This is a genomic window from Capnocytophaga canis (assembly GCF_000827555.1).
Classification (GTDB): Bacteria; Bacteroidota; Bacteroidia; order Flavobacteriales; family Flavobacteriaceae; genus Capnocytophaga; species Capnocytophaga canis.
In genome coordinates this window covers 17,944-31,662 of the sequence record NZ_CDOI01000171.1, presented here as the reverse complement: position 1 = coordinate 31,662, position 13,719 = coordinate 17,944, and the positions used below count along the sequence as shown (strand labels likewise).

The following is a 13,719-nucleotide window of genomic DNA, read 5'->3' as shown; positions in this document are numbered from 1 at the left end:
GCTTGTGGCTGCTATGGACTATGTGTTCGCCACGGAAGCCGCAACTATCAAACTTTCAGAACTTTCACTTGGGATAGGGCCTTTTGTTATTGCTCCCGTAATTTTACGAAAAACAGGACAGGCTACTTTGAATGAGCTTTTTATGGCTCCTGACCAATGGAAAAATGCCTACTGGGCTCAACAAAAAGGACTTTACGCACGAGTGTTTGAAAATATCAAAGAAATGGACGAAGCTTTAGGTCACTTCTTAGATCGTTTACTACAGGCAAATCCTATGGCACTTACCGAAATGAAACGAATCACATGGCAACACACCGAACATTGGCTCGAAGAGTTACCAAAAAATGCTGAAATATCTGGGAAATTAGTCCTTTCTGAACAAACCAAATCAATGCTCTCTAAATTTAAAAATCAATGAGAATACCATTACTATTACAACAACAAGATAATATCGACATCATAAAACAAAAACTAGCTGAAGCCCCTGATGAACAATACAGCATCGGGATTTTCATCGGGAATATGCTTCCTTTCGTGGTGCTTGTAATCTTAGCATATTTGATGTATTCCTATATGAAAAACAAATCAAATGGTGATGAAAACCTTTTAGATGATTAAATTTTATAACCAACTAATTATAAATATATTATGAAAACAAAAGATATCTTTTTAGTTGCATTAATAATGGGTAGCCTGTCTGTTTGGACACAGCCGAATTACAAACCATCGGCCGAAAATTTAAAGGCTCGAAGCAATTTTCAGGACGATAAATTCGGCATATTTATCCATTGGGGGCTTTACTCAATGCTTGCTGACGGTGAGTGGGTTATGCACAACAAAAACTTACATTGGCAAGAATACGAAAAACTTGCAGGTGGATTTTACCCTGCTAAGTTCAACGCTGCAGAATGGGTCTCAGCGATTAAAGCCTCTGGAGCTAAATATATTACGATCACTACTCGACACCATGATGGGTTCTCCATGTTCAACACAAAATATTGTGACTATAACATAGTGAAAGCCACACCTTTCAAACGCGACATCATCAAAGAAATTGCCGATGAATGTAAAAAGCAAGGAATCCGATTGCATTTGTACTACTCTCATTTGGATTGGAGACGCAACGACTATTATCCTCTGGGAAGAACGGGTAAAGGTACAGGCAGAACCACACACGGGAAATGGGAAGATTACCATAAATTTATGAATAACCAACTAACAGAACTACTCACTAATTATGGTGAGATTGGAGCCATTTGGTTTGATGGAATGTGGGATAAAGACATCTATCCTGACGGTATGACACCTGAAACTTGGAATTTGCATGAGCAATATCAACTCATCCATAACCTACAACCAGCTTGTTTAATCGGTAATAACCATCATCTGGTACCTTTTACTGGTGAAGACATACAAATATTTGAACGAGACCTCCCCGGAGAAAATAAGGCAGGACTTTCAGGACAAGATATCAGCAAATTACCTCTCGAAACCTGCGAAACTATGAATGGAATGTGGGGATACAAAATCATCGATCAGAATTACAAATCGACTGAAACACTCATTCAATATTTGGTAAAAGCCGCAGGTAAAAATGCAAATTTACTAATGAATGTTGGACCTCAACCCGATGGAATGCTCCCTGCTGTGGCTGTGCAACGTCTTAAAGAAATGGGAGAATGGATGAAAAAATATGCTCCTACCATTCAGGGTACACGAGGAGGCGTTATAACACCACGCGATTGGGGAGTAACCACCCAACGAAACAAAACGCTCTACGTTCACGTACTTGATTGGAAAGATAAAGCTTTATTTTTGCCATACGCAGGAAATAAACTAAAAAAAGCAATAGAATTCGATAGCAAAAAAAATATACAGTTCTCGCAGGATAAAGACGGTATTTGGCTTAAGTTTCCGAAAGTGCCAACCGCTCCTGACTATGTCATAGAATTAACTTTTGAAAATAAATTAACTGAAAATCAATAAATTATTAAAGCATACACAAAATAAATTTGTAATGACACACACAACTTTGGAAAACGCTTTTTCAGGAATTGAGACTTTACAGTCATCTTACAAACGGTGGAAAGAGTTTGATTTAAAAAAGCGCCTAACAATCGTTCAGGAAATACGAGATAAATTACTCTCCAACAAATCGTTATACGCACATGCCATTACTGAAGACATGAACAAACCAATCACTCAAGCTATTGCTGAGGTAAATAAGTGTGCCTATTTGTGTGATTATTACATCACCAATGCAGAAAATTTTATTGCTCCAAGATTAGTAAAAACACAATGGTCGGAAAGTAAGGTAAATTTTGAACCGATAGGAGTTCTATTGGGGGTAATGCCTTGGAATTTTCCGTTTTGGCAAGTGTTTCGTTTTGTAATTCCAAATATGATTTTAGGGAATTTGTTTGTTATTAAACACGCTTCGAATGTGCCGAAATCGGCAAATTTACTGGAAACGATTTTCAATTCAGACAAAATTGATTTTCCGTTGTATAAAAACTTATTCTTAGACAGCAAATACGTAGCCGATATTATCGCTCATCCACACATTAAGGGTGTATCACTCACAGGAAGCGAAAATGCAGGAAAAGCTGTAGCCGAAAACGCGGGAAAACATCTCAAAAAATCAGTCTTGGAATTGGGCGGAAGTGCGGCTTTTATTGTGTGTAAAGATGCTGATTTAGAGTTAGCTACATCGGTAGCTGTAATGGCTCGTATGCAAAATACAGGACAGAGTTGCATTGCCGCCAAACGTTTTTTGGTAGACGAAAATATCGCTGAAACTTTTATAAATCAATATAGAAGCAAGATTCAAGCGCTGAAAACGGGAGATAAATTTGATCCAACAACGCAAATTGGAGCAATGGCACGTGAAGATTTGGCTATAGAATTAGAGAAAATGGTCACAGAGAGTATTCAAGAAGGAGCAAAACTTATCTGTGGAGGAAACCGTAAAGGTGCGTTCTATGAACCTACAATTATCACTGAGGTGACTCCATCAATGGCAATTTTTAAAGAAGAAACTTTTGGCCCTGTGGCAGCTATCACCACGTTCAGTACTTTTGACGAAGCTGTAGAACTTAGCAATCAGTCTGAATTTGGATTAGGTGTATCTATTTTTTCAAAGAATACAGAGTTCGTAAAATCACAGGCTTATCGATTTGAAGAAGGAGCTGTGTACATCAACGAAATGCTCATTAGTGATGCGAATTTACCTTTCGGAGGTATTAAAAAATCCGGTTACGGCAGGGAACTCTCTTTCTTTGGAATATATGAGTTTGCAAATATCAAAACAGTGGTCGTAAAGTAAATAGTTTTGGTAAATTGATTTTTTGTAGTTTTAGAATTTAAAATAACGGATATATGAAACAAATATTAGTAGCTTTATTTTTATTTTCGAGTATTTATTCATTCGGGCAAAATGCAAAGACTGTAAAAGTCTTTGAGAATGCCTTGGTTAATTTTTCAGAAAAAGGGGAAGCCCCTGCAGATGTTATTCGTTTGCAAAGCGGACGTTTACTGGTAAAAAAAATACACATCCCTGAATATCGTAAAGGAACTGATGTTTCTGTAGAAATAACCATTCGTTCCAACGGCGATCCTTGGGACAAATCAGGTTCTTGTTTCGTCTTTAAAAACGAAGACTTGATTAACGTTATCAACGTGGCTCAGGGTTCGAAACAATTGCCTAATGAAAGTGGAACTGACAATAACTACCACGGAATCAAAGCAGTTTCATCGTATGACCTGCCAGTAGAAATTCTCCGATTTATGACTCCTTTCGGAGTGGGACATTTCAGCGATGAACAAAAATATCCAAACATGAAATATGGTCGCCCTGTATCTGTACCAAAATGGGAAGATAAAGTTGTTTGGCAACAGGACGTTTCTCAGTTAGAATCTCTCCTAACGGGCACTTTTTACATAGGCATTTGGATCGACACGTGGACTGACAAAGGATATTTGGCAGATGTTTCGCTAACTTACTCTGGTAGACCACGACCAAAAAAAGTGGTTACTCCGTTGGTGAACACTATTTACTATGTAAATGGACAAAAAATCCCCGATTTATTTGCTAAAACTACACTAAAACATGACATAACCCTTAAAAAAGATGTAAAAAATGCTGAATTATACTACATCACTACTGGACATGGAGGACATAGCGGTGGAGATGAGTTCATCAAAATTAAAAATTCTGTTTTTTTTAATAGTAAAAAAGTGATTGACTTCATTCCTTGGCGTGATGATTGTGCTGCTTTTAGAAGATTCAATCCTTCATCAGGTGTATGGACGCGCAAGGACACTGCTTTTGCATATAACGAAAACTACGAACGCGTAAAGAAAGCCGTTGAAGAACGATTAGCTTCATCCGATTTATCACGTTCCAATTGGTGCCCTGGCTCAGCAGTAGTTCCTGAGAACGTATCACTTGGTACGCTCAAAAAAGGAAAACATACTATCGAAATTGTAATTCCTGCTACCGCCAATACTGGAGACCAACAAAACCATTGGCTTGTATCAAGTTACTTAGTATCAGATAAGTAGCACTAATACTAAATAATCCCCCTTAAAAAGTAGCAAAATCTTTTTATGGGGGATTAGTCTGTAACAGATAAACTTCACTCTTCATATTTAAGGCTATGTAGTAAAAATAAAATAGGCTATCCAATACTCTTTGAATAGCCTATTTACATTTTATCTATGCTTCCCCTTTCAATCCGAAAAGAGGTACAGGATGATGTTCATTCTCGTGAATTGAACCATGTGATTGCTCAAAACGTTGGATATTTTCTGACAAAGCGTTTAACAAACGTTTGGCATGTTGTGGAGTCAATATAATACGGCTTTTCACCCGTGCTTTAGGCATTCCTGGCATCACATTAATAAAATCCACAACAAATTCAGTCGATGAATGATTGATGACCGCCAAGTTTGAATAAACCCCATCAGCTACCTTTTCATCCAATTCAATACTCAACTGATTTTCTGCATTTTCGTTTATGCTACTCATTGTCCTATCTTGATTTTTTCTTTTCAACAACCACTTCTTCCTCTGCTTTTGAACCTACGATAATTTTCTCGTAACGTTTCAGACCTGTACCCGCTGGAATTCTATGCCCAACGATTACATTCTCTTTCAATCCGTCAAGGAAATCCACTTTTCCGTTTACTGCTGCTTCATTCAAGACTTTAGTTGTTTCTTGGAATGATGCTGCTGAAATGAACGATTTTGTTTGTAACGAAGCTCTTGTAATTCCCTGTAGTACAGGCGTTGCCGTTGCAGGAATCACATCACGAGCCTCTACTAAATTTTTATCAGCTCGTTTTAGCAAGGAATTTTCATCACGCAACTGACGTAAAGAAACGATTTGTCCTGCCTTAAAGTTTTCAGAATCTCCCGCATCTTCAACTATTTTCTGCCCGAATAATTTGTCGTTCTCCTCAATAAAATCATCTTTGTGAACTAATTGTCCTTCTAGGAATAGGGTGTCACCTGGATCTTGAATTTCAACCTTACGCATCATCTGACGTACAATCACCTCAAAATGTTTATCGTTGATTTTCACCCCTTGCAAACGATATACCTCTTGAACTTCATTTACTAAATACTGCTGAACGGCAGAAGGTCCTTTAATATTCAAAATATCATCAGGAGTTACAGAACCATCAGAAAGAGGCATACCCGCACGTACAAAGTCATTCTCTTGTACCAAAATTTGGTTAGACAACTTCACCAAATATTTGCGAACTTCACCTGTTTTGGATTCAATAACAATTTCTCGGTTACCTCGTTTTATTTTTCCGAAAGAAACTACCCCGTCAATTTCCGAAACGATTGCTGGATTGGAAGGATTACGTGCCTCGAACAATTCAGTAACACGTGGCAAACCTCCGGTAATATCACCCGATTTTGCTGATCTACGTGGGATTTTCACCAATACCTTACCTTCTTTAATCTTACTTCCATCGTCCACCATCAAGTGTGCTCCAACTGGCAAAGTGTAGGAACGGAAGGTCTCTCCGTCTTTATCTTGAATTAATAACGTTGGGATCAAACGTTTATTTCTTGATTCAACAATCACTTTTTCTTGGAATCCTGTTTGCTCATCAATTTCGATTTGGTAAGTGACCCCTTGTTCGATACCTTCATAAGCAATTTTCCCTGAAAACTCTGAGATAATCACGGCATTATATGGATCCCACTGGCAAAGAACATCGCCTTTATTAACTTCTTGCTTGTCTTTAACAAAAATGTGTGCCCCATATGGAATATTATGAGTATGTAGTACCAAACCTGACTTTGGTTCAACCACTTTCAACTCCGAAGTACGTGAAATGACAACATTCACCGGATTTCCTTCATAATCTTGTCCTTTCACTGTTCGCAAATCATCAATTTCAACGACTCCATCGAAACGAGCTTCTAACTTGCTCTCCTCAGAGATGTTTCCTGCTGTACCCCCTGCGTGGAATGTTCGAAGCGTAAGCTGTGTACCTGGCTCACCGATAGATTGTGCAGCAACAACTCCGACAGCCTCTCCCGTTTGTACCATTTTACCTGTTGAAAGGTTTCGTCCGTAGCATTTTGCACAAATTCCGTGTTTTGCTTCACACGTAAGTGCTGAACGTACTTCCACCATTTCAATTGGAGCTTCTGTAATCTTAGCTACAGCTTTTTCAGTAATTTCATCTCCTGCTTTAACAAGCAATTCCTCGGTTAATGGATTGTAAACATCGTGCAATGAAACACGTCCTAAAATACGCTCTCCTAAAGTTTCTACAACCTCTTCGTTTTTCTTCAAAGCACGAACTTCGACTCCTCGTAATGTACCACAATCATCTGTATTAATAATTACATCTTGCGATACATCCACCAGACGACGGGTCAAGTAACCAGCATCCGCTGTTTTCAAAGCCGTATCGGCAAGACCTTTACGAGCTCCGTGCGTTGAAATAAAGTATTCTAAAATTGATAATCCCTCTTTAAAGTTCGACAAGATTGGGTTTTCGATAATCTCACCTCCTCCTACAGTCGACTTTTTAGGTTTTGCCATCAATCCACGCATACCTGTCAACTGACGAATCTGCTCTTTTGAACCCCTCGCTCCTGAATCCAACATCATATATACAGAATTGAACCCTTGTTGATCACTACTGATTCGCTTCATAGCCAATTCTGTTAACTGAGCATTAGTAGATGTCCACACATCAATTACCTGATTATAACGCTCGTTATTGGTGATAAGTCCCATATTATAGTTGGCTACAATACCTTCAACCAATCCGTTTGCCTCGGCAATCATCTTTTCTTTTTCTTGTGGAATAATAATATCCCCTAAACTGAATGACAATCCACCTTGGAAAGCGAATTTGTAACCCATATTTTTAATTTTATCTAAGAATTCCGCTGTCGTTGGAATACTTGTTGATTTCAAAATATGTCCAATAATGTCTCGCAACGATTTTTTGGTCAATACCTCGTTGATATATCCTGCTTCACGTGGCACCACTTCGTTGAACAATACACGACCTGTGGTAGTTTCAATTACCTTGTAAACTTCTTCACCATTTTCTCCTAAATCTCTTACACGTACTTTGATAAAGGCATTCAGATTCAACTTTCTTTCATTGTAGGCGATATTTACCTCTTCCGCAGAATAGAATGTCAAGCCTTCTCCTTTAATTGGATACTCAGGTGTTGAACGTCTTCCTTTGGTCATATAATACAAGCCAAGAACCATGTCTTGAGAAGGTACTGTAATTGGGGAACCGTTCGCAGGATTCAAGATATTATGTGATGCTAACATCAACAATTGAGCTTCCAAAATAGCTTCAGGCCCCAACGGCAAGTGTACCGCCATTTGGTCACCGTCGAAGTCAGCATTAAACGCCGTACACACCAATGGGTGCAACTGGATCGCTTTACCTTCAATCAACTTCGGCTGGAATGCTTGGATACCCAAACGGTGCAACGTAGGAGCACGGTTCAAAAGCACTGGATGCCCTTTAATCACGTTATCTAAAATATCCCAAACTACAGGCTCTTTCTTATCGATAATTTTCTTAGCTGACTTAACTGTTTTTACAATTCCGCGCTCAATTAACTTACGGATAACAAACGGTTTGTAAAGTTCTGCTGCCATATTTTTAGGCAAACCACACTCGTATAATTTAAGTTCAGGCCCTACCACAATTACAGAACGTGCTGAGTAATCCACACGTTTTCCAAGTAAATTCTGACGGAAACGACCTTGCTTACCTTTCAATGAATCAGACAATGACTTCAACGGACGGTTTGATTCCGTTTTTACTGCTGATGATTTACGTGTGTTATCAAACAATGAATCCACAGATTCTTGTAACATACGTTTTTCGTTACGCAAAATTACCTCGGGTGCTTTGATTTCCATCAATCGCTTCAAACGATTATTACGAATAATCACACGACGATACAAATCATTCAAATCAGAAGTTGCAAAACGCCCTCCATCCAACGGCACCAACGGACGCAACTCAGGCGGAATCACAGGAATTACCTTCATTATCATCCATTCAGGTTTATTTTCACGATTATTTTTTGCCTCACGAAACGCTTCAACCACTTGCAAACGCTTCAAAGCCTCTGTTTTACGTTGTTTAGAACTTTCATTGTTAGCTTTATGGCGTAAATCATACGAAAGTTCGTCCAAATCCAAACGTTGCAACAAATCTAAAAGACATTCAGCTCCCATTTTGGCAACGAATTTATTCGGGTCAGTATCTTCTAAATACTGATTCTCAACAGGAAGAGTTTCCATAATATTTAGATATTCTTCCTCCGTCAAAAAATCCATCGGTTGGATATCCTCGCCATCTGGTCCTTTTGCAATTCCTGGTTGGATAACCACATATCTCTCATAGTAGATAATCATATCCAATTTTTTGGACGGCAATCCCAACAAATATCCGATTTTATTCGGTAATGATCGGAAATACCAAATGTGTGCAATCGGTACCACTAAGTTAATATGCCCTACTCTATCACGACGCACTTTTTTCTCTGTTACTTCTACCCCACAACGGTCGCAAACAATCCCTTTGTAACGAATACGTTTATATTTTCCACAAGCACATTCATAGTCCTTAACAGGCCCAAAAATACGCTCACAGAACAACCCATCTCGCTCAGGTTTGTGCGTACGATAGTTAATCGTCTCAGGTTTAATAACCTCACCACGCGAAACTGCCAAAATAGATTCAGGCGATGCCAACCCAATAGAAATTTTGTCAAACTTCGTCGTTGTAACTTTGTCTTTTACTCTTGCCATAATATATTATGCGGTATGAATTTTATTTTTTTATTTTTTGCAAAACCTTTTAAAGGTTTTTAAAACTTTTAATTTTAGAGGATTTATTAAAAAAATATTCATTTTTAAAATAATTCTTCTTGAACTTTCTTTGGTAACCTCTTTACTACAAGCTCATATGAATTGAAAATCCATTTTCTAAGTAATTTATCGGAAATTTTTCCATTAATTTGGACACTGTTCCAATGTTTTTTATTCATATGCCAACCTGGAGTAACTTCTGCATATTGTTCACGAAGCTCAACCGCTTCTTCAGGATCACACTTGATATTTATAAACTCATATTTTGTGATGTTTACCAAGCAGAACATTTTTCCTTTAACTGAAAAAACCAGAATATTATCATCAAAAGGAAAACTTTCTTCAGAAGCTTTAAGCGACAGACAAAATTCACGCAATTCTTCGATATTCATCAAAAATGAGTATTTTAATAATCTTAGAAACACTTAAAACTCTGCCAAAGGAATACTTTGGCAAAGTTTCTGAATTTTGATTTTTTTATTCTTCCAATCTTATATCAAGTCCAAGACCTTTAAGTTCGTGCATCAATACGTTGAACGATTCAGGAAGCCCTGGTTCTGGCATTGTTTCTCCTTTAACGATTGCCTCATACGTTTTAGCTCTACCGATTACGTCGTCGGACTTCACGGTTAAGATTTCACGCAATGTGCTTGAAGCTCCATATGCTTCCAATGCCCAAACCTCCATCTCTCCAAAACGCTGACCTCCAAACTGAGCCTTACCTCCAAGTGGTTGTTGAGTAATAAGCGAGTAAGGTCCGATAGAACGTGCGTGCATCTTATCGTCGATCATGTGTCCGAGTTTAATCATATAGATAACCCCAACAGTTGCAGGTTGATCAAAACGCTCTCCAGTTCCTCCATCATACAGATAAGTATGTCCAAAACGTGGGATACCTGCCTCGTCAGTCAATGCATTGATTTGTTCCAACGATGCTCCATCAAAAATAGGCGTAGCGTACTTCTGACCTAATTTTTGACCTGCCCAACCGAGAACGGTTTCATAAATCTGTCCAATATTCATACGAGAAGGTACCCCAAGAGGGTTCAATACTATATCCACAGGAGTTCCATCTTCCAAGAAAGGCATATCTTCATCACGAACAATACGAGCTACAATACCTTTATTTCCGTGACGACCTGCCATTTTATCTCCTACTTTCAGCTTACGTTTTTTGGCTATATACACTTTCGCCAATTTCAAAATTCCTGCTGGTAACTCATCCCCCACTGAGATAGTAAACTTCTCACGACGTAATGCTCCTTGCAAGTCATTCAACTTAATTTTGTAGTTATGCAACAAGTCATCAATCAACGTATTCACCTCTTTGTCATCCGTCCAACCACCAGAAACTATATGAGCATAATCGTCAACTGCTTCTAAAGCCTTTACCGAATATTTTTTACCTTTCGGGATAATTTCTTCTCCCAAATCATTGGTTACACCTTGTGATGTTTTTCCTTCAACCAGTGTAAACAATTTAGTGATTAATTTATCTTTTAGAGCCTGGAATTTAGAATTGTAAGAAGCCTCAACCACTGCAACATCTTCTTTTTCTTTTCCACGCTTTCTCTTATCTTTAACAACGCGTGAGAACAATTTCTTATCTACAACAACCCCGTAAAGCGAAGGCGATGCTTTCAACGACGCATCTTTTACATCTCCTGCTTTATCTCCAAAAATCGCACGAAGCAATTTCTCTTCGGGTGTAGGATCTGACTCTCCTTTAGGAGTAATTTTCCCAATAAGAATATCTCCAGGTCGCACCTCTGCACCGATACGAATCATACCATTTTCATCCAAATCTTTGGTAGCTTCTTCTGAAACGTTTGGAATGTCGTTGGTCAACTCTTCTGCACCTAACTTAGTATCACGAACTTCCAACGAATACTCGTCAATGTGGATAGACGTAAAAATATCCTCACGAACCACACGTTCTGAAATAACAATAGCATCCTCGAAGTTATATCCTTTCCAAGGCATAAACGCTACTTTCATATTTCGCCCTAAGGCTAACTCCCCTTGTTCAGTAGCATATCCATCACAAAGTACCTGACCTTTAGTCACTCTATCTCCTTTTCGAACGATAGGCTTCAAGTTGATACAAGTTCCTTGATTCGTTTTTTGGAATTTAATAAGATCATAAACCGTTTGTTCTTCCTCAAAACTCACTAATTTTTGATTCTCAGTACGGTCATATGTAATTATAATTTTCTCAGCATCAACATATTCTACTACACCATCACTCTCTGCGTTCATCAGAACACGTGCATCGGATGCCACGCGACGCTCCAAACCTGTCCCAACAATTGGAGCCTCTGGTTTCAATAAAGGTACCGCTTGGCGCATCATATTCGATCCCATCAAAGCACGGTTAGCATCATCATGCTCCAAGAAAGGAATCAACGAAGCCGAAATAGAAGCAATCTGATTAGGAGCAACGTCAATAAACTCCACTTGATTAGGTTCAATTACAGGAAAATCCCCATCTTCTTTTACAACAACTCTCTCTTCTGTAATATTACCCTCTTTATCCAAACTGATGTTTGCCATACCGATCTTAAGTCCTTCTTCCTCTTCAGCACTCAAATAGGTCATGTCTTTCAAGTCTACCTTCCCGTTAGTAACCTTGTGGTAAGGAGTTTCAATGAATCCCATTGAATTTACTTTTGAGAATACAGCCAAAGATGAAATCAAACCGATGTTTGGTCCCTCAGGAGTTTCAATAGGACACAGACGTCCGTAATGTGTGTAATGAACGTCACGCACCTCAAAACCTGCACGTTCACGTGAAAGTCCTCCTGGCCCCAAAGCTGACAATCTTCGTTTGTGCGTAATCTCAGCGAGTGGATTGGTTTGATCCATAAACTGAGAAAGCTGGTTTGTTCCGAAGAATGAATTGATTACAGAAGAAAGTGTTTTAGCATTAATCAAGTCAATAGGAGTAAACACCTCATTATCACGAACATTCATACGTTCACGAATCGTACGAGCCATACGAGAAAGTCCAACACCAAACTGAGCCGAAAGTTGCTCACCAACCGTACGCACACGACGATTTGACAAGTGATCAATATCATCAACTTCCGCTTTTGAATTGATAAGCTCAATTAAGTACTTAACAATTGTTATGATATCTTCTTTTGTTAAAACTTGCTTATCTTCTGGAATATCTATTCCTAATTTTTTATTAATTCTGTAACGCCCTACATCTCCTAAATTATAACGTTGGTCAGAGAAGAATAATTTATCGATAATGCCACGGGCTGTCTCTTCATCAGGTGGTTCAGCGTTACGCAACTGACGATAAATATGTTCTACAGCCTCTTTTTCAGAGTTTGTAGGGTCTTTTTGTAGAGTATTATGAATAATTGTATAATCTGTTGCTTGGCTGTCCTCTTTATGAAGAAGAATAGTTTTCACGTCAGCTTCAACAATTTCCTCTATATTATCTTTATCTAAAACAGTATCTCGGTCGAGAATAATTTCATTACGCTCAATAGATACCACCTCTCCTGTATCTTCATCAACAAAGTCTTCGTGCCACGTATTCAACACACGAGCAGCTAAACGACGACCAATATATTTCTTCAAACCTGTCTTAGAAACTTTGATCTCTTCAGCTAAATCAAATATCTCTAAAATATCCTTATCCCGCTCAAAACCAATAGCACGGAACAAAGTTGTTACAGGTAATTTTTTCTTTCTATCAATGTACGCATACATCACATTGTTAATGTCTGTAGCGAATTCAATCCAAGAACCTTTAAAAGGAATAATTCTGGCTGAATATAATTTTGTTCCATTTGCGTGGAACGACTGCCCGAAGAAAACTCCTGGTGAACGGTGCAATTGTGAAACGATTACACGCTCAGCTCCATTGATAACGAACGTACCACTGGCAGTCATATAAGGAACAGTTCCCAAATAGACATCTTGTACAATAGTTTCAAAATCTTCGTGTTCAGGATCTGTACAATATAGTTTCAATCTTGCTTTTAACGGCACACTATAAGTTAAACCTCTTTCGATACACTCCTGAATAGTGTAGCGAGGTGGGTCAATAAAATAGTCTAAAAACTCCAACACAAACTGATTACGCGTGTCTGTTATTGGGAAATTCTCTTTAAATGTGTTATATAACCCTTCATTGCCTCTCTCCTCCGATTTAGTTTCCAATTGGAAAAAATCTTGGAACGATTTAATCTGAATATCCAAAAAATCGGGATAGTCTGGTGTGTGTTTTACAGAAGCAAAATTGATTCTTGCAGTTTGATTCGTAAGCATCTATTTTTATAAATTTAATTCTTTAAGCCTAACGTTTTAAAGTTAC

General features: G+C 38.4%; 9 protein-coding genes. 5 read left to right on the top strand and 4 right to left on the bottom strand.

What is annotated here, in order from left to right; translation table 11 throughout:
- The 5 genes from CCAND38_RS08770 to CCAND38_RS08750 form a co-directional block, all read left to right on the top strand.
- Window positions 1-418 (top strand): enoyl-CoA hydratase (locus CCAND38_RS08770; protein WP_042344906.1); only part of this gene is annotated, 418 nt, incomplete at its 5' end.
- Window positions 415-618 carry a hypothetical protein gene (locus CCAND38_RS08765; protein WP_042344900.1) on the top strand — a complete coding sequence of 68 codons (204 nt, stop codon included), beginning with the start codon at window positions 415-417 and terminating at the stop codon, window positions 616-618. The genes CCAND38_RS08770 and CCAND38_RS08765, both read left to right, overlap by 4 nt.
- A gap of 30 nt (window positions 619-648) precedes the next feature.
- The gene (locus tag CCAND38_RS08760; RefSeq protein WP_042344898.1) at window positions 649-1,986 is read left to right on the top strand and encodes an alpha-L-fucosidase; all 1,338 of its coding nucleotides are present in this window, start codon (window positions 649-651) and stop codon (window positions 1,984-1,986) included.
- Window positions 1,987-2,017: 31 nt separating this feature from the next.
- Window positions 2,018-3,325: an NAD-dependent succinate-semialdehyde dehydrogenase gene (locus CCAND38_RS08755; RefSeq protein ID WP_042344897.1), complete on the top strand. Its 1,308-nt coding sequence runs from the start codon at window positions 2,018-2,020 to the stop codon at window positions 3,323-3,325.
- Window positions 3,326-3,378: 53 nt separating this feature from the next.
- Entirely contained in the window at window positions 3,379-4,563 is a 1,185-nt protein-coding gene (locus CCAND38_RS08750; RefSeq protein WP_042009074.1) for a PNGase F N-terminal domain-containing protein, read from the top strand.
- Window positions 4,564-4,717: 154 nt separating this feature from the next.
- On the opposite strand, the gene CCAND38_RS08745 is transcribed toward CCAND38_RS08750, so the two are convergent.
- The 4 genes from CCAND38_RS08745 to rpoB form a co-directional block, all read right to left on the bottom strand.
- A complete protein-coding gene (locus CCAND38_RS08745) occupies window positions 4,718-5,029 on the bottom strand; it encodes a DUF3467 domain-containing protein (RefSeq protein ID WP_042009077.1) in 312 nt (103 codons plus the stop codon).
- Window positions 5,030-5,033: 4 nt separating this feature from the next.
- A complete protein-coding gene (gene rpoC / locus CCAND38_RS08740; protein WP_042344896.1) occupies window positions 5,034-9,326 on the bottom strand; it encodes a DNA-directed RNA polymerase subunit beta' in 4,293 nt (1,430 codons plus the stop codon).
- Between the two features lie 104 nt (window positions 9,327-9,430).
- Window positions 9,431-9,778, bottom strand: a complete 348-nt coding sequence (locus CCAND38_RS08735; RefSeq protein ID WP_042009081.1) for an MmcQ/YjbR family DNA-binding protein — start codon at window positions 9,776-9,778, stop codon at window positions 9,431-9,433.
- Window positions 9,779-9,863: 85 nt separating this feature from the next.
- The gene (gene rpoB, locus CCAND38_RS08730; protein WP_042344894.1) at window positions 9,864-13,673 is read right to left on the bottom strand and encodes a DNA-directed RNA polymerase subunit beta; all 3,810 of its coding nucleotides are present in this window, start codon (window positions 13,671-13,673) and stop codon (window positions 9,864-9,866) included.
- Window positions 13,674-13,719 lie beyond the last annotated feature (46 nt).